Source organism: Pseudomonas sp. BLCC-B112, from assembly GCF_028550695.1.
Classification (GTDB): Bacteria; Pseudomonadota; Gammaproteobacteria; order Pseudomonadales; family Pseudomonadaceae; genus Aquipseudomonas; species Aquipseudomonas danubii.
On record NZ_JAQQGK010000002.1, the window covers coordinates 96,742 to 112,909 of the forward strand.

General features: G+C 61.6%; 15 protein-coding genes and 1 pseudogene. 7 read left to right on the forward strand and 9 right to left on the reverse strand.

Translation table 11 applies throughout. The features are described 5' to 3' along the window. Complete coding sequence (locus PQT43_RS05900; protein WP_272753605.1) at positions 1-483, reverse strand: GAF domain-containing protein; 483 nt, start codon at positions 481-483, stop codon at positions 1-3. Continuing rightward, a complete protein-coding gene (locus PQT43_RS05905) occupies positions 480-1,370 on the reverse strand; it encodes an ATP-binding protein (RefSeq protein ID WP_213665763.1) in 891 nt (296 codons plus the stop codon). Before PQT43_RS05905 ends, PQT43_RS05900 begins: the two co-directional genes overlap by 4 nt. Before the next feature lie 165 nt (positions 1,371-1,535). Between PQT43_RS05905 and PQT43_RS05910 the strand changes: the two genes are divergently transcribed. Beyond that, positions 1,536-3,857, forward strand: a complete 2,322-nt coding sequence (locus PQT43_RS05910) for a hybrid sensor histidine kinase/response regulator (RefSeq protein WP_272753606.1) — start codon at positions 1,536-1,538, stop codon at positions 3,855-3,857. Here PQT43_RS05910 and PQT43_RS05915 read toward each other — a convergent pair. The 3 genes from PQT43_RS05915 to msrB form a co-directional block, all read right to left on the reverse strand. Further along, on the reverse strand, positions 3,841-4,302 hold the full coding sequence (locus tag PQT43_RS05915; protein ID WP_102860911.1) for a MarR family winged helix-turn-helix transcriptional regulator: 462 nt from the start codon (positions 4,300-4,302) through the stop codon (positions 3,841-3,843). The genes PQT43_RS05910 and PQT43_RS05915 overlap by 17 nt on opposite strands. After that, positions 4,299-4,784 carry a glutathione peroxidase gene (locus tag PQT43_RS05920; RefSeq protein WP_272753607.1) on the reverse strand — a complete coding sequence of 162 codons (486 nt, stop codon included), beginning with the start codon at positions 4,782-4,784 and terminating at the stop codon, positions 4,299-4,301. Before PQT43_RS05920 ends, PQT43_RS05915 begins: the two co-directional genes overlap by 4 nt. A gap of 103 nt (positions 4,785-4,887) precedes the next feature. Next, a complete protein-coding gene (gene msrB / locus PQT43_RS05925; RefSeq protein ID WP_102880431.1) occupies positions 4,888-5,280 on the reverse strand; it encodes a peptide-methionine (R)-S-oxide reductase MsrB in 393 nt (130 codons plus the stop codon). A 223-nt stretch (positions 5,281-5,503) separates the two neighbouring features. Between msrB and PQT43_RS05930 the strand changes: the two genes are divergently transcribed. Together PQT43_RS05930 and htpX are read left to right on the forward strand one after the other, a co-directional pair. Further along, positions 5,504-6,715 carry a pyridoxal phosphate-dependent aminotransferase gene (locus PQT43_RS05930; RefSeq protein WP_016965070.1) on the forward strand — a complete coding sequence of 404 codons (1,212 nt, stop codon included), beginning with the start codon at positions 5,504-5,506 and terminating at the stop codon, positions 6,713-6,715. A gap of 304 nt (positions 6,716-7,019) precedes the next feature. Beyond that, positions 7,020-7,907: a protease HtpX gene (gene htpX / locus PQT43_RS05935; RefSeq protein WP_102880432.1), complete on the forward strand. Its 888-nt coding sequence runs from the start codon at positions 7,020-7,022 to the stop codon at positions 7,905-7,907. 68 nt (positions 7,908-7,975) lie between these two features. On the opposite strand, the gene PQT43_RS05940 is transcribed toward htpX, so the two are convergent. After that, positions 7,976-8,641, reverse strand: a complete 666-nt coding sequence (locus tag PQT43_RS05940; RefSeq protein ID WP_170002748.1) for a thiopurine S-methyltransferase — start codon at positions 8,639-8,641, stop codon at positions 7,976-7,978. A gap of 101 nt (positions 8,642-8,742) precedes the next feature. Here PQT43_RS05940 and PQT43_RS05945 point away from each other — a divergent pair, with 101 nt between their 5' ends. After that, positions 8,743-9,510: a DODA-type extradiol aromatic ring-opening family dioxygenase gene (locus PQT43_RS05945; protein ID WP_253085240.1), complete on the forward strand. Its 768-nt coding sequence runs from the start codon at positions 8,743-8,745 to the stop codon at positions 9,508-9,510. Between the two features lie 138 nt (positions 9,511-9,648). On the opposite strand, the pseudogene PQT43_RS05950 reads toward PQT43_RS05945, so the two are convergent. Next, positions 9,649-11,356, reverse strand: a pseudogene (locus PQT43_RS05950) (DEAD/DEAH box helicase). A 76-nt stretch (positions 11,357-11,432) separates the two neighbouring features. Between PQT43_RS05950 and PQT43_RS05955 the strand changes: the two are divergent. Continuing rightward, positions 11,433-11,648, forward strand: coding sequence for a hypothetical protein (locus PQT43_RS05955; protein ID WP_162884077.1), 216 nt, complete (start codon positions 11,433-11,435; stop codon positions 11,646-11,648). A 96-nt stretch (positions 11,649-11,744) separates the two neighbouring features. Next, positions 11,745-12,536: a crotonase/enoyl-CoA hydratase family protein gene (locus tag PQT43_RS05960; protein WP_267268694.1), complete on the forward strand. Its 792-nt coding sequence runs from the start codon at positions 11,745-11,747 to the stop codon at positions 12,534-12,536. 52 nt (positions 12,537-12,588) lie between these two features. On the opposite strand, the gene PQT43_RS05965 is transcribed toward PQT43_RS05960, so the two are convergent. Then, a complete protein-coding gene (locus PQT43_RS05965; protein WP_102860905.1) occupies positions 12,589-13,344 on the reverse strand; it encodes a spermidine synthase in 756 nt (251 codons plus the stop codon). A 160-nt stretch (positions 13,345-13,504) separates the two neighbouring features. Here PQT43_RS05965 and PQT43_RS05970 point away from each other — a divergent pair, with 160 nt between their 5' ends. Next, a complete protein-coding gene (locus PQT43_RS05970) occupies positions 13,505-14,851 on the forward strand; it encodes a class II 3-deoxy-7-phosphoheptulonate synthase (RefSeq protein WP_102860904.1) in 1,347 nt (448 codons plus the stop codon). A 67-nt stretch (positions 14,852-14,918) separates the two neighbouring features. Here the strand turns inward: PQT43_RS05970 and PQT43_RS05975 are convergent, their stop codons facing one another. Then, positions 14,919-16,133: a winged helix-turn-helix domain-containing protein gene (locus tag PQT43_RS05975; RefSeq protein WP_253085238.1), complete on the reverse strand. Its 1,215-nt coding sequence runs from the start codon at positions 16,131-16,133 to the stop codon at positions 14,919-14,921. Between the last annotated feature and the right edge of the window lie 35 nt (positions 16,134-16,168).

The following is a 16,168-nucleotide window of genomic DNA, read 5'->3' on the forward strand; positions in this document are numbered from 1 at the left end:
TCAGCAGTCACTCAGGCGCAGGAAGATCGCCGCCAGTTGTTCGATCCCGGCCTGGTCCGCCGGGCTGAAGCGGGCCAGTTTCGGGCTGTCCAGGTCGAGCACGCCGATCAACCGGCCGTCCTTGACCAGAGGCACCACCAGCTCGCTGTTGGACGCGCTGTCACAGGCGATGTGTCCGGCAAAGGCATGCACATCCTCTACCCGTTGAGTCAGCAGGGTGGCCGCGGCAGTGCCGCAAACGCCACGACCGAAGGGTATCCGCACGCAGGCGATCTGGCCCTGGAACGGGCCGAGCACCAATTCCTGGTTGCGATTGAGGTAGAAGCCGGCCCAGTTCAGGTCATCGAGCTGGCTGAACAGGAACGCCGAGAACTGCGCGGCGTTGGCGATGAAGTCACGCTCATCGGCCAACAGCGACTCCAGCTGGGCACACAGCAGCCCGTAGCCATCCAGGCCTTGGCCGGCACTTTGTAAATCGATCATGCTTTTTGCTCCAACAACTGCAAGCCCACCCAATAGCGGGCAAATTGATAGGCACATCGGCCGTTGCGGTTGCCCCGGCCCGTGGCCCAGCGTACCGCCAGAATGTCCAGCTCTTCAGTGCGCTGCCAGCTCAAGCCGGCCTTGCGCGCCAGTTCGCCGATCCAGTGTTCCACCACATTGAGAAAGTGTTCCTGAGTGAAGGGATAGAACGAGAGCCACAGGCCGAAGCGGTCCGACAGGGCGATCTTGTCTTCCACCGCTTCGCTGGGGTGCAGTTCGCCGTCGACGCGCTTCCAGTTCTCGTTGTCACTTTCCTTTTCCGGCACCAGGTGCCGGCGGTTCGAGGTGGCGTACAACAGCACGTTTTCCGGAGCCTGCTCCAGGGAACCGTCGAGTACGCTCTTGAGCACCCGGTAGTCGCCCTCGCCGGCCTCGAACGACAGGTCGTCGCAGAACAGCACGAAACGCTGGGGCAGCTTGACCAGTTGCTCCACCACCCGTGGCAGGTCCGCCAGGTGATCACGCTCGATCTCGATCAACCGCAGGCCGCCCTTGGCGTGCTCGGCCAACAAGGCTCGCACCAGGGAGGATTTACCGGTGCCACGCGAGCCCCAGAGCAAGGCATGGTTGGCCGGCAGGCCGTCAAGAAACTGCTGGGTATTGCGCGCCAACTGCTCGCGCTGTTTGTCGACCCCGATCAGATCGCTCAGGCGCATATCCAGGCTGACTTCCAGGGGCAGCAGGAAGCCACTGCGGCCTTCACGCTGCCAGCGGGCTGCCAGGCAGTGATTCCAGTCAATGCTCTGACGCAAGGCAGGTAGCAGCGGTTCGATTCGGGCCAGAACGGCATCGGCACGTTCAAGAAATGCATTCAATCGGGCATCCACGACTTTTCCTCAGGCACGTTCAAGGTAATGATGCGTCACACAGACCAAACGCCGTCCTGATCAAAGGGTCTATTGCCTTATCAGCTGCTGCCAGGCCAGGCCGGCAACCAAAGATGATCAGCTATGCTTACGCAGCGAAGGGAAACGAAAGTGGTTCAGCCCCCCATGGATATCAAGTTCACCAATCGCCTGTCCTATAAACAGGCCCGGCTCACCGTGCTGGTGGGTTTCATTCTGGGGACCGCGCTCAGTCTGCTGCAAATCGGCATCGATTATGCCAGCGAAGATGCCTCCATCAATCGTGAAATTCAGTCACTGCTGGAAATCAGTCACAACCCGGCCTCACGCATTGCCTACAACATCGACTCCGAACTGGCCCAGGAACTGACCCTGGGTCTGCTGCGTTCCCCGGCGATCATTCGTGCGCAGCTCATCGACAACAACAATACCTTGCTGGCCAACGTCGAACGGCCCGCGCAACAGAGCCCCTACCGGGCCCTCAGCGACTTCCTGTTCGGTGCCGACCGGCAGTTCGAAAATCGCCTGTACCTCAGCCACCTGCCCGAGGAGTCCCTCGGCACCCTGCATCTGGACGTCGACACCTATGCCTTCGGCAGCCGCTTCCTGCGCCGCGCCGAGGTCACCCTGATCAACGGCTTCGCCCGTAGCCTGATCCTCACCGGGATTCTCCTGGCACTGTTCTACGTCATGCTGACCAAGCCTCTGGTGGGGGTGATCCGCGAGCTCAGCAGCCGTGACCCGCGCAGCCCGCAACAGACCAAACTGGAGTTTCCCCACGGCCACGAGAACGATGAAGTCGGGGTATTGGTCAAGGTGGCCAACCAGCAATTCGAGATCATGGCCACCGAGATCCAGCAACGACGCAATGCCGAGAACCGCCTGACCGAATACCTCGGGCAGCTGGAAAACATGGTCTCGGCACGCACCACCGAGCTCAAGGCCAGCAACGCCCGGCTCAGCCAGTCCAACGAGGAGCTGGAGATCGCCCGGCGCACTGCCCTGGACATGGCCCAGGCCCGCGCCGCATTCCTGGCCAACATGAGCCACGAGATCCGCACCCCGCTCAACGGCCTGCTGGGGATGATCGCCCTGTCCCTGGACAGCCCGCTGACCCCCGAACAGCGCCAGCAACTGTCTATCGCCCACGACTCCGGCAAAGTCCTGGTGGAGCTGCTCAACGATATTCTCGACATGTCCAAGTTCGACGCCGGGCAGTTGGAGCTGGAGCGCATCCCCTTCGACCTCGGGGTGCTGGTGGAAGACACCGCCAACCTGTTGTCGCAGAACGCGGCAGCCAGCGTGGAACTGGCCTGCCTGATCGCCCCGGACTTTCCGGCCCTGGTGCTGGGGGACCCGATGCGGGTACGACAGATCGTCAGCAACCTGCTGTCCAATGCCCTCAAGTTCACCCGCTTCGGCCGCGTCGATGTACGCCTGAGCACCCAGGGCGACGGGGTGCGTATCGAAATCTGCGACACCGGGATCGGCATCGCCCAGGAAGCCCAGGTGCGGATCTTCCAGCCCTACACCCAGGCGGGCGCCGGTATCACCCGCCAATACGGCGGCACGGGGCTGGGCCTAGCCCTGACCTACAACCTCTGCGAGGCCATGAACGGGCGCTTGAGCATCAGCTCGGAAGTGGGCTTCGGCAGTCAGTTCTGCGCCGATCTGCCGCTGCCCTGCCACACCCCGGCCATTGCGCCGCCGGCGCTGTCCGGCAAGATCATCGCCATCACCGACGCCGGCAGCGGCCTGGCTGAACTGCTGGGTTCCCTGCTGCCGACCTGGGGGCTCGACTACCAGCGTTACGACATCGAGGACTCGCTGGCCGGGCGTGACCCCGACCTGCTGATCACGGATTGCCCGGAATGCCTGTTCGGCCTGCGCCCGGCCATTGCCGCGCCGATCCTGCTGGTGACCGCCTATGGCAGCTTCCTGCCCAGCGAAGAGGCCAGCGCCCTGGCGCCGCTGCAGCAACAGGCTCGCCCCTTGGCGCGCAATGCCTTGTATCAGACCCTGCGCCGCTCGTTGCTGGCGGAAACCATTACCCTCAATGACGCCCAGCTGGAAATGCCGGCGCAGATCCGCCGGGCAGACATTCTGCTGGTGGAAGACAACCCGGTGAATCAACTGGTGGCCAAAGGCATGCTCAGCAAGCTCGGGTGTGCCGTGACCGTGGCCGTCCATGGCGCCGAGGCCCTCAACCAGCTGGAGCACAACCGCTTCGACCTGGTGCTGATGGACTGCAACATGCCGGTCATGGACGGTTATGAAGCCAGCCGACAGATCCGCCGCAGCGGGCGCTGGCCGGACTTGCCGATCATTGCCCTGACCGCCAACGCCATGCCCGAGGAGCGCGAACGCTGCCGAGCGGCGGGCATGAGTGACTACCTGGCCAAGCCATTTCGCCGCGAGGAACTGATCGCCCTGCTGGATCTGTGGGTGCCCACTACGACAAGGCTCTGATCTGCTGCAGCAGGTGATCGAGGCCGTCGCGCAACTGGTCCAGGCTGTTGAGGTCAACGCCGCTCTCGCACAATAGCGCCGCCTTGAGTGGCGGCACCTGATCGCGCAGCGCCAGACCCGTTTCACTCAAGCTCAGGTGCACTTCCCGCTCATCACGTCCTGAGCGTTGGCGCTGCACCAGTTGCAGTTGTTCAAGACGCTTGAGCAATGGGGTCAGGGTGCCGGAATCCAGGGATAGACGCTCCCCCAGCGCCTTCACCGTCGGCTGCGGCACAGGCACCGCCTGCCACTCCCACAGCACCAGCATCACCAGGTACTGCGGATAGGTCAGGCCCAGGCGGTCGAGCATCGGCTTGTAGCCACGAACCACCGCCCGCGAGGCAGCGTACAGCTTGAAACACAGCTGGGAATCGAGTTTCAGTGAATCCGCCGACAGGTCGTTCATTTGAGCAGGGCTTCAATCTCGCGGCCGAGATACTGGGGCTTGGTCGTCGGCGCGAAACGCTTGACCAGCTTGCCGTCCTGACCAATCAGGAACTTGGTGAAATTCCATTTGATGCCCTGGGAACCCAGGACCCCAGGCGCACGCTTCTTCAACTGGACGAACAGCGGGTGAGCGGCGGCGCCATTGACTTCGATCTTCTTGAACAGCGGGAAGCTGACACCGTAGTTCAGCTCGCAGAACTCGGAAATCGCCCCTTCGTCACCCGGTTCCTGCTGGCCGAACTGGTTGCACGGAAACCCCAGTACCACCAGGCCCTGGTCCTTGTAGGTCTGCCACAACTCCTCCAGTCCCTTGTACTGGGGCGTGAAGCCACATTTGCTGGCGGTGTTGACCACCAGCACAGCCTTGCCGGAGAAGTCCGCCAGGGTCTTCTGTTCACCCTTGATGGTGGTGCAGGGAATAGTCAGCAGCGAATCGGTCATGGCAGCAATTCCATTCAAGATAAGAGGCAGTAAAAATAGCGATCAATTAAATTGCACGCAATTTAATTAACCGAAAGGCGACTCCGAAGAATCGCCCTGCTATTCAACGCGGAACCAGATCCAGGCAAACCGAATTGATGCAATAACGCAAGCCGGTGGGCGGCGGACCGTCCGGGAAAACATGGCCCAAGTGGGCATCGCATTTGGCACAGACCACTTCGGTCCGGATCATGCCGTGGCTCACGTCACGAATCTCGACCATGGCACTGTCGGCGATGGGTTCAAAGAAACTCGGCCAACCGCACCCCGAGTCGAATTTGGCCTTGGAGTCGAACAACGGTTCATTGCAGCAGATGCAATGATAGACCCCATCGGTCTTGGTGCCGTTGTACTTGCCCGAGAAGGGCCGTTCGGTGCCTTTGAGCCGGCAGACGTTGTACTGCTCCGGATCGAGCATCGCCCGCCACTCTTCCAGGGTTTTTTCCAGCTTTTCCATGGTCCTTCCTCTGCAACGGAAAAAGCCCGATCTGTGTCTTTTCCACGGATCGGGCGGCACGTATGATTGCGCCTCGTCAGACGCCAGTCTGGCAGCCGCGTTACACCCATTCAAACGGATTTTGCCGCGCCGGTGCGGGCTACAGGCCGGTGTGACACGGCAGGATTCCCAGTACGGTAGTTCATCCTCCGCCTGGATCGTTCATTTTCGGGAACACATCGCCATGCAGGTCAGCAAATCGAACAAGCTCGCCAACGTCTGTTATGACATTCGCGGCCCAGTGCTCAAGCACGCCAAGCGTCTGGAAGAGGAAGGCCATCGCATCCTCAAGCTGAACATCGGCAACCCGGCGCCCTTTGGTTTCGAGGCGCCGGACGAGATTCTCCAGGACGTGATCCGCAACCTGCCCACCGCCCAGGGCTACAGCGATTCCAAGGGCCTGTTCAGTGCGCGCAAGGCGGTGATGCAGTACTACCAGCAGAAGCAGGTGGAAGGCATCGGCATTGAAGACATCTACCTGGGCAACGGTGTTTCCGAACTGATCGTGATGGCCATGCAGGCCCTGCTCAACAATGGCGACGAAGTGCTGGTACCGGCGCCGGACTACCCGCTGTGGACCGCCGCGGTGAGCCTGGCCGGCGGCAACCCGGTGCACTACCTGTGCGACGAGCAGGCCAACTGGTGGCCGGACCTGGCCGACATCAAGGCCAAGATCACCCCGAATACCAAGGCTCTGGTGATCATCAACCCGAACAACCCCACCGGCGCCGTGTACCCCAAGGAGGTGCTGCTGGGCATGCTGGAACTGGCCCGCCAGCACAACCTGGTGGTGTTCTCGGACGAGATCTACGACAAGATCCTCTACGATGACGCCGTGCACATCTGCACCGCTTCCCTGGCGCCGGACCTGCTGTGCCTGACCTTCAACGGCCTGTCCAAGTCCTATCGGGTGGCGGGCTTCCGTTCCGGCTGGGTAGCCATTTCCGGTCCCAAGCAGCATGCCCTGAGCTATATCGAAGGCATCGACATGCTGGCCAACATGCGCCTGTGCGCCAACGTGCCCAGCCAGCACGCGATCCAGACCGCCCTGGGCGGCTACCAGAGCATCAATGACCTGGTGCTGCCGCCCGGCCGCCTGCTGGAACAGCGCAACCGTACCTGGGAGCTGCTCAACGACATTCCCGGGGTCAGCTGCGTGAAACCCATGGGCGCGCTGTATGCCTTCCCCCGGATCGACCCGAAAGTCTGCCCGATCCATAACGATGAGAAGTTCGTTCTCGACCTGCTGCTTTCGGAAAAACTCCTAGTGGTCCAGGGCACCGCCTTCAACTGGCCTTGGCCGGATCACTTCCGCGTGGTCACCCTGCCGCGGGTCGATGACCTGGAACAGGCCATTGGGCGGATCGGAAGTTTCCTCAAGTCCTACCGCCAGTAATCCGAATCACGCAGTGCGATCCTTACCCGGTCGCACTGCGATTAATTCAGCAACACATCTTCGCTGCCCTGCACCACGCCCCTTCTATAAGCTTGCACTTTCCGTCCGGCCCATTGTCACAAATCCTGCACCGCAGCCGGTTGATTGCCCCATCCGACAATTGCCCGCGCCGCGTCCATGCAAGCGTCTAACCCCGGGGCTAGACGACACAGTTTGAAATAGAAGCCGTATTGAATAGGCCGTTGCCGCACCTTATATACCCCGCAGTACGCTACATCTTTAGCTTGAGGAGATTTCTACAACCATGATGCGAATCCTGCTGTTTTTGGCCACTAACCTTGCGGTCGTGCTGATTGCCAGCATCACCCTGAGCCTTTTCGGCTTCAACGGGTTCATGGCGGCCAATGGGGTTGATCTCAACCTCAATCAGCTGCTGATTTTCTGTGCCGTCTTTGGTTTTGCCGGTTCGCTGTTCTCGCTGTTCATCTCCAAGTGGATGGCGAAGATGAGCACCAGCACGCAGATCATCACTCAACCGCGCACCCGCCATGAGCAATGGTTGTTGCAAACCGTTGAGCAACTGTCCCGCGAAGCCGGGATCAAGATGCCCGAAGTGGGTATTTTCCCGGCCTACGAGGCCAACGCCTTCGCCACCGGCTGGAACAAGAACGACGCTCTGGTGGCGGTCAGCCAGGGCCTGCTGGAGCGCTTCTCGCCCGATGAAGTGAAAGCCGTACTGGCCCACGAGATCGGTCACGTTGCCAACGGCGACATGGTAACCCTGGCGCTGATCCAGGGCGTGGTGAACACCTTCGTGATGTTCTTCGCGCGGATCATCGGCAACTTCGTCGACAAGGTGATCTTCAAGAACGAAGAAGGCCAGGGCGTTGCCTACTACGTGGCGACCATCTTCGCCGAGCTGGTCCTGGGCTTTCTCGCCAGCGCCATCGTCATGTGGTTCTCGCGCAAGCGTGAATACCGTGCCGACGAAGCCGGTGCCCGCCTGGCCGGCACCAACGCCATGATCGGTGCGCTGCAGCGCCTGCGTTCGGAACAGGGCCTGCCGGTGCATATGCCCGACACCCTGAACGCCTTCGGCATCAATGGCGGCATCAAACAGGGTCTGGCTCGCATGTTCATGAGCCACCCGCCGCTGGAAGAGCGTATCGACGCCCTGCGTCGTCGCGGCTGATCAGCCAACCGGAAACACCCAAAAGGGCGACGCAAGTCGCCCTTTTGCATGCTGCGGGAAAACACCTGTCAGCGTCCGCCCTGCTTTTCCAGACGATAGACTCGCTCCACCAGCCGCGTGACTCCATTCTGGAGAAACTTCCAGCTCTCCCCCAGAATGTCACGCTCAACCTCTACCTCCAGCTGCCAGGCACTCCCCAGTCGCTCACGGACTTCATCGTCGAGCACCGCAAATGGCGGACCGTCCAGCTGAGACTGATCGTAATCCATGGCAATCAACAGTCCCTTACTGCCCGCGGGCAACAGACTATTGAGGTGCGCGGCGTAGCGCTGACGCATTTCGGGGGGCAAGGCGATCATCGCGGCACGGTCGTACAGTGCAGTACAACCCGCAACGTCCTCGACAGTCAGGGCAAAGAAGTCACCGCACCAGAGCTGGATCGGACCATGGGCATAGACCTTGAAGCCACCTCGCTGGCTGAGCTGCGGTTCTAGATTGTGCTCGCGAAAGAAGTCTTCAACGGCCTTCTCCGCCAACTCGATGCCCAGAACCTGAAAACCCTGGTTGGCAAGCCAGATCAAGTCCAGGCTCTTGCCGCACAGAGGCACTAGCACCCGCGCGTCCGTGGGCAAGCCCAAACCCGGCCAGTACCGTTGCAGGTAGGGGTTGACCTCTGCCAGGTGAAAACCGATCTGATCCTGCTCCCAGCGTTTTTGCCAAAAGTCCGCGTGCATGAGAAGTCCTTAAAATTCGATCAAATAGCCCTAAAACTTATATTAGATTTAGATCAATGATCTGATTGAAGATGGCGCATCTTAACCTTCAGGACCTTCTCATGCTCCCCAGCCTGTTTATCTCCCACGGTTCTCCCATGCTGGCCCTGGAGCCCGGTGCCAGCGGTCCTGCCCTGGCCAACCTGGCGGCACAGCTGCCACGCCCCAAGGCGATCCTGGTGGTTTCAGCCCATTGGGAAAGCCAGGATCTGCGGGTCAGCTCCCACCCTCATCCGGAAACCTGGCATGACTTCGGCGGCTTTCCTGCCGCACTGTTTGCCGTGCAATACCCGGCTCCCGGCGATCCTGAACTGGCAGCGCAAGTGATGGAGTTGCTCAAGGCCGACGGCCTGCCGGCGCAGTTGGACAACCAGCGGCCTTTCGACCACGGCGCCTGGGTGCCACTGTCGCTGATGTATCCACAAGCAGACATTCCGGTGATCCAGTTGTCACTGCCCAGTCGCCAGGGCCCCGCCCTGCAGACCCGCATCGGTCATGCCTTGGCGAACCTGAGGAAACAAGGCGTGCTGCTGATCGGTTCCGGCAGCATTACCCACAACCTGCGGGAACTGGACTGGCACGCCGGGCCGGAAAGCGTCGAGCCCTGGGCCAAGGCCTTTCGTGACTGGATGATCGAAAAACTGGCGACCGACGACGAAGCAGCCCTACATGACTATCGGCAGCAAGCACCGAATGCCGTGCGCAGCCATCCCAGCGATGAACACCTGCTACCGCTGTACTTCGCCCGAGGCGCCGGTGGCGAATTCAGCGTGGCCCACCAGGGCTTCACCCTGGGCGCCCTGGGCATGGACATCTACCGCTTTGGCTGACGCCTCAACGGCAAGACTGCTACACAACCCCGCAGGAACCGGCTTGCCGGCGAACAGTCCCGACCCAAACTCCAGGCAAAAAAAATCCCCGAACCAGTCGGGGATTTTTTATGCCTGATCAATCAGCCCGAGGGCGGATCAATCTTCGCGGTAGCGACGCAGCTTCAGCTGCTTGCCGGCAACGCGAGTGTCCTTGAGCTTGGTCAGCAGACGGTCGAGACCGTCTTCCGGCAGCTCGACCAGACTGAAGCTGTCACGCACCTGGATGCGACCGATGGCTTCACGGGCCAGGCCGCCTTCGTTGAGGATCGCGCCCAAGAGGTTCTTGGCAGCGATACCGTCACGGGCACCCAGCGCGGTACGGCAGCGAGCACGGCCTTCGCCCAGAGGCATTGGCGCGCGACGCTCACGGTCACCACGATCAGGACGATCGCCGGAACGCTCAGGACGATCACCACGTGGCGCGCTGTTGGGCACCAGTGGACGCTCTTTCTCGATGGCTGCCAGGTTCAGCGCTTGACCGTTGGTGGCCTTGCGCAGCAGGGCCGCGGCCAGGGCGCGCGGGCTGCAACCGATATCGGCAGTCAGGCGATCCAGCAGCTCACCGTGGGTGGCTTCAGCATCAGCTACCAGCGGCGACAGGCTGTTGGTCAGTTTCTTGATGCGCGCATCAAGAACAGCTTGGGCGTCCGGCAGGCGAACTTCGGCAACTTTCTGACCGGTCACACGCTCGATCACTTGCAGCATGCGGCGCTCACGCGGAGTCACCAGCAGCAGCGCGCGGCCTTCGCGACCGGCACGGCCGGTACGGCCGATACGGTGCACGTAGGATTCCGGATCGTACGGCATGTCCACGTTGAATACGTGGGTGATACGCGGTACGTCCAGACCACGAGCGGCGACGTCGGTGGCCACAACGATGTCCAGACGGCCATCCTTGAGGGAGTCGATCACGCGCTCACGCTGGTTCTGGGCGATGTCACCGTTCAGCGCAGCGGCTTTGTAGCCTTTGGCTTCCAGGGCACTGGCCAGGTCCAGGGTCGCTTGCTTGGTGCGCACGAACATGATCAGGGCGTCGAAATCTTCAACTTCCAGCAGGCTCAGAACAGCAGAGGTCTTCTGGTCAGCGTGAACCAGCAGGTGAGCCTGCTCGATCGCGGTGACGGTCTGGGTCTTGCTCTGGATCTTGACGTGTTTCGGGTCCTTCAGGTGGCGCTCGGCAATGGCCCGGATCGACTGCGGCAGGGTAGCCGAGAACAGCACGGTCTGGCGGGACTCAGGCATGGCCTTGAAGATGACTTCCAGGTCATCCATGAAGCCCAGCTTGAGCATTTCGTCGGCTTCGTCGAGAACCAGGTGGTTCACGGTGGCCAACACTTTTTCGTCGCGACGCAGGTGGTCGCACAGACGGCCCGGAGTGGCGACAACGATCTGTGCGCCATTACGGATTGCTTTCAGTTGTGGGCCCATCGGCGCACCGCCGTAGACGGCCACAACAGTCACGCCCGGCATTTGCTTGGCGTAGGTTTCGAAAGCGGTTGCAACTTGCAGCGCCAACTCACGGGTTGGGGCCAGGATCAGAGCTTGCGGCTCGCGCTTGGACGGATCAATGCGGTGCAGGATAGGCAGGGCAAAGGCAGCGGTTTTACCGGTACCGGTTTGCGCCTGACCAATCATATCGTGACCGGCAAGGATGATCGGGATCGACTGCTGCTGAATAGCCGAAGGCTCTTCATAGCCGGTAGCGACTACTGCAGCGACAATATTGGGATGAAGTTCAAGAGCGGCGAAGCCGCCGATTTCCTGGGTCATGGGTCTGCCTCTAAGTGCATCCGCAAAGACCCATGCTCCAAAGCTGCGCATGCCGTGTAAGACTCAAGAGTCACCCTGGCAGCTTTGTCGGCGGGGATTTGCGAAAACGATTGGATGAATGGATCGTCAAGGATAGTCCGCGCAGCGGACAAGCAGCCGAAGCTGACTTCGGGGAATTGCATTACCTAAACGTGGCCCGGCTAAAGGCCGGCGCGCACTATACCGGAATTACTCAAAAAAGGGAGTTTTTTTTATCGGAAAAATCCGCTGAACGCCCGATGGTCACGGGCTTTGCGCAGACTCGAAGGGCGCGCTATTTTGCTTGAGCCCGCCGTTGTTGGTCGCCACCGCTAAAACGATTCACCCTGGTGCTTGAAAGCCGTCTTGCCCATTCCCTCTTCCCCCCCTTGAGGATCGCGCCCATGAATCAGCCCAGTGCCAGCCGTGTCAGCCGCGAACTGCGCGATCATCTATTCCTGATCGGCCTGGACCGGGTCGCCAAGCGCAATGCCTTCGATCTGGAGCTGCTCAACCAGCTGAGCCTGGCCTATGGCGAGTTCGAAGCCAGCAGCCAAGCGCGGATCGCCGTGGTGTTCGGCCACGGCGAACACTTTACCGCAGGGCTGGACCTGGCCAATGTCGGCGCTGCCCTGGCTCAGGGCTGGCAGGCACCGCCCGGCGGCTGCGACCCCTGGGGCGTGTTCGCCGGACCACGGGTAAGCAAGCCCGTGATAGTCGCTGTACAGGGTTACTGCCTGACCATCGGCATCGAGTTGATGCTGGCGGCGGACATCAACCTCTGCGCCAGCAATACGCGCTTTGCCCAGATGGAAGTGCAGCGCGGCATCTTTCCCTTCGGCGGCGCAACCCTGCGCTTGCATCAACTGGCCGGCTGGGGCAATGCCATGCGCTGGTTACTGACCGGTGACGAGTTCGATGCCCATGAAGCCCTGCGCCTGGGGCTGGTCCAGGAAGTGATGGCCAGTGAGGACCTGCTGCCCCGGGCCATTGAACTGGCCGAGCGGATTGCCCGACAGGCGCCGCTGGGGGTGCAGGCGACGCTGATGTCGGCGCGCCAGGCCAGGCTAGAAGGCGAGACGCTGGCCGCTCAGGGCTTGCCACCGCTGATACACAAACTGATGAACAGTGAGGACGCCAAGGAAGGCGTGCGGGCGATGATCGAGAGGCGACCGGGGGTGTTCAAGGGTTGCTGATCCAGGAGGCCGGCAGATCGTCCTCGCCGATAAACCGGCTCCTGCGCAAGTATCAGGTGGCGGGACGAATGGCCTTGATCAGCGACTGCAGGGAATAGCCCAGGCGCGGGGCCAGGGCTTCAGCCCGGGCGGTCAGGCTCGGCAGATCCAGGTCCTGCTCCAGGTCGGATGGCACGATCAGAATCACATTGCCCTCCTTCACCGGCAGCTCCCAGTAGTGGCGGTGATAAAGGCCACGCAACAAGGCTGCGCCCAGAGGCTTGCCGTCATCGGTAGCCCACTGGTTGATCACCAGCCAACCTCCGGGATTGAGGCGCTTCTGGCAGTTTTCCAGGAAGCCCCAGGCCAGATGACCGACGCCCGGGCCGACATCGGTGTACAGGTCGACGAAGATCAGGTCAGCGGATTCGGCACTGTCCAGCAACTCCAGGGCGTCACCCACTCTTATATAAAGACGCGGATCATCGTCCAGGCCCAGGTACTCGATGGCCAGGCGTGGAACATCCGGGCGCAGTTCGATGGCTTCGACGTCTTCCAGGGGCAGGAACTTCAGGCAGGCCTGGGTCAGGGTCCCGGCGCCCAGGCCGAGAAACAGTGCGCTCTCCGGCGCCTCATGACACAGGGCACCGATCAGCATGGCCCGGGTGTAGTCGTACTCCAGCCAGCTGGGGTCGGCGGTGAACACGCAGCTTTGCTCGATGGCGTCGCCAAATTCGAGGAAGCGGTAGTCCGCCACTTCCAATACCCGAATCATGCCGAACTGGTCATGAACCTCGGCGAGCACACGCTCGACGCGCTCCTCAGTCATTTCATCTCCTAGTCGCGGGGCTCGCAATCGGGCCGGCGCGATAAACCAACCGCTCGGCAGCGAGCGGGAAAGGCGCGATTGTCGGCCAAGCGAGAGGAGCAGGTCACGCACTAATTTGCTGCTAACATGCCCCTCCCACCGTAACGCACTCGAGTCCGCGATGAGCCAACCCTGGAGCCCCGACAGCTGGCGCGCCTTGCCGATCCAGCAACAACCCCAGTACCCCGACGCTGCGCATCTGCTGCAGGTCGAGCAAACCCTGGCCAGTTATCCACCGCTGGTGTTTGCCGGTGAAGCCCGGGAGTTGCGCCGCCAGTTTGCCGAAGTGACCCAGGGCCGCGCCTTCCTGCTGCAGGGCGGCGACTGTGCCGAAAGCTTCGCTGAGTTCTCCGCCGCGAAGATCCGCGACACCTTCAAGGTGCTGCTGCAGATGGCCATTGTCATGACTTTTGCCGCCGGCTGCCCGGTGGTCAAGGTCGGACGCATGGCCGGTCAGTTCGCCAAGCCGCGCTCGGCCAACGACGAAACCATCAATGGCGTGACCTTGCCGGCCTATCGCGGCGACATCGTCAACGGCATCGGCTTTGATGCAAAAAGCCGGATACCGGACCCGGACCGCCTGCTGCAGTCCTACCACCAGGCCACAGCCACCCTGAACCTGTTGCGGGCCTTCGCCCAGGGCGGCTTTGCCGACCTGCACCAGGTGCACAAGTGGAACCTGGACTTCATCGCCAACTCGGCTCTGGCCGAGAAATACAGCCAGCTCGCGGACCGCATCGATGAAACCCTGGCCTTCATGCGTGCCTGCGGCATGGACAGCTCGCCGCAACTGCGCGAGACCAGCTTCTTCACCGCCCACGAAGCGCTGCTGCTCAATTACGAAGAGGCCTTTGTCCGCCGCGACAGCCTGACCAACGACTATTACGATTGCTCGGCGCACATGCTGTGGATCGGCGACCGCACTCGCCAACTCGACGGTGCCCACGTGGAGTTCCTGCGGGGCGTGAACAACCCGATCGGGGTCAAGGTCGGCCCGAGCATGAACACCGAGGAACTGATCCGCTTGATCGACATCCTCAACCCGGACAACGATCCCGGGCGCCTCAACCTGATCGTGCGCATGGGCGCCCACAAGGTCGGCGACCATCTGCCGCAACTGATCCGTGCGGTAGAAAGCGAAGGCAAGCAGGTGCTCTGGAGTTCGGACCCGATGCACGGCAACACCATCAAGGCCAGCAGCGGCTACAAGACTCGGGATTTCGCGCAGATCCTCACCGAGGTCAAGGAGTTCTTCCAGGTGCACCAGGCCGAAGGCAGCTATGCCGGCGGCATTCATATCGAGATGACCGGTCAGAACGTCACCGAGTGCATCGGCGGCGCACGGCCCATTACCGAAGACGGCCTATCGGATCGCTATCACACCCATTGCGATCCACGAATGAATGCCGATCAGTCGCTGGAACTGGCCTTCCTGATTGCCGAGACCTTGAAGCAGGTCAAACGCTAAAAGCGCTGTCGCGGACAAACCCGCTCCTGCAAGGCCACTGTAGGAACGGGCTTGCCCGCGAAGCGCTTCACTCCAGCACCTCACGCAGATGTCGCGCAGCATCACGCTGGCAATTGAGCTGAATCTGCTCCAATCCCAGCCAATCGGCCATCTTGCGCAATTGCACGGCCAATGCCCGGATGCCCTCTTCGTCCAGACCGGGCTGCTCTTCATGCACCCCATGCACCGCCAAACGCCCCTGAGCTCGCTCCGCCCGCAAATCGACCCGAGCGACGATCCGCTCGTTGTGCAAGAACGGCAGCACGTAATAGCCATAGACCCGCTTGTGCCGGGGCGTATAGATCTCCAGCCGATAGCGGAAATCGAACAGTCGCTCAGTGCGGCTGCGCTCCCAGATCAGTGAATCGAACGGTGACAACAGCGCACTGGCCTCGACCTTGCGCGGCACCTTGACCTGCGGCAGGCAATAGGCCGGCTGACGCCAACCCTGAACCTCGCAGGCCAGCAACTCGCCGGACTCCACCAGCTCGGCGAGTCGTGCACGGCTGTCGCCTGGATCGAGACGAAAATAATCCCGAAGGTCCTTTTCCGTGGCCACACCCAGAGCGGTTGCGCCATGCAGCATCAGGCGACGCTGGGCCTGAGCCTCATCCAGCAGCGGTTGCCGAAGGATCTGCGGCGCGATCACCCGCTCCGGCAAATCGTACAGGCGCTCGAAGCCGCGGCGCCCCGCCACCGTTACCTCACCGGCCGCGAACAGCCATTCCAACGCATGCTTTTCTTCGCTCCAATCCCACCAGGGCCCGGCACGCTCCTCACGGGTGGACAGGCTGCCGGCGCCTAGCGCGCCCTGCTCTTCAACTGCGGCCATTACCCGACGGACAGTGGCCTGGCGCTCCTGACCAAAGCGCGTCAACTGGGAGTAGATACCCTGCCCTTGTTTTGCCCGCTGCATCCGCCAGCGCATCAGCGGGTACATGGACATGGGTAGCAACGACGCCTCATGCCCCCAGTATTCAAACAACGTGCGTTGCCGGCCCTGACTCCAGGCGGCCTGATCGAGCAACGCCTGTGGATAACTGCCCAGGCGGGAAAACAGCGGCAGGTAATGGGCCCGCACCAAGGCGTTGACCGAATCGATCTGCAACAGGCCCAGGCGTTCTATCTGCTGATTGAGGCGTGCGGCCTTGATCGTTGCCGACGGCTGGCGCCCGCCGAAACCCTGGGCGGCCAGCGCCAGACGTCGAGCCTGCTTGAGAGAGAAAGAGCATTGTGCGGGCATGGGAGTTCTCCTTGTCTGCCCGCACGCTAGCGCAC

Coding starts and splice junctions, on each gene's coding strand:
- PQT43_RS05900 (WP_272753605.1), bottom strand. CDS start 483: ATGATCGATTTACAAAGTGCCGGCCAAGGCCTGGATGGCTACGGGCTG.
- PQT43_RS05940 (WP_170002748.1), bottom strand. CDS start 8,641: ATGCACGCGGACTTTTGGCAAAAACGCTGGGAGCAGGATCAGATCGGT.
- PQT43_RS05920 (WP_272753607.1), bottom strand. CDS start 4,784: ATGACCGATTCGCTGCTGACTATTCCCTGCACCACCATCAAGGGTGAA.
- PQT43_RS05960 (WP_267268694.1), top strand. CDS start 11,745: ATGAATCAGCCCAGTGCCAGCCGTGTCAGCCGCGAACTGCGCGATCAT.
- PQT43_RS05915 (WP_102860911.1), bottom strand. CDS start 4,302: ATGAACGACCTGTCGGCGGATTCACTGAAACTCGATTCCCAGCTGTGT.
- PQT43_RS05910 (WP_272753606.1), top strand. CDS start 1,536: ATGGATATCAAGTTCACCAATCGCCTGTCCTATAAACAGGCCCGGCTC.
- htpX (WP_102880432.1), top strand. CDS start 7,020: ATGATGCGAATCCTGCTGTTTTTGGCCACTAACCTTGCGGTCGTGCTG.
- PQT43_RS05970 (WP_102860904.1), top strand. CDS start 13,505: ATGAGCCAACCCTGGAGCCCCGACAGCTGGCGCGCCTTGCCGATCCAG.
- PQT43_RS05930 (WP_016965070.1), top strand. CDS start 5,504: ATGCAGGTCAGCAAATCGAACAAGCTCGCCAACGTCTGTTATGACATT.
- msrB (WP_102880431.1), bottom strand. CDS start 5,280: ATGGAAAAGCTGGAAAAAACCCTGGAAGAGTGGCGGGCGATGCTCGAT.
- PQT43_RS05965 (WP_102860905.1), bottom strand. CDS start 13,344: ATGACTGAGGAGCGCGTCGAGCGTGTGCTCGCCGAGGTTCATGACCAG.
- PQT43_RS05975 (WP_253085238.1), bottom strand. CDS start 16,133: ATGCCCGCACAATGCTCTTTCTCTCTCAAGCAGGCTCGACGTCTGGCG.
- PQT43_RS05945 (WP_253085240.1), top strand. CDS start 8,743: ATGCTCCCCAGCCTGTTTATCTCCCACGGTTCTCCCATGCTGGCCCTG.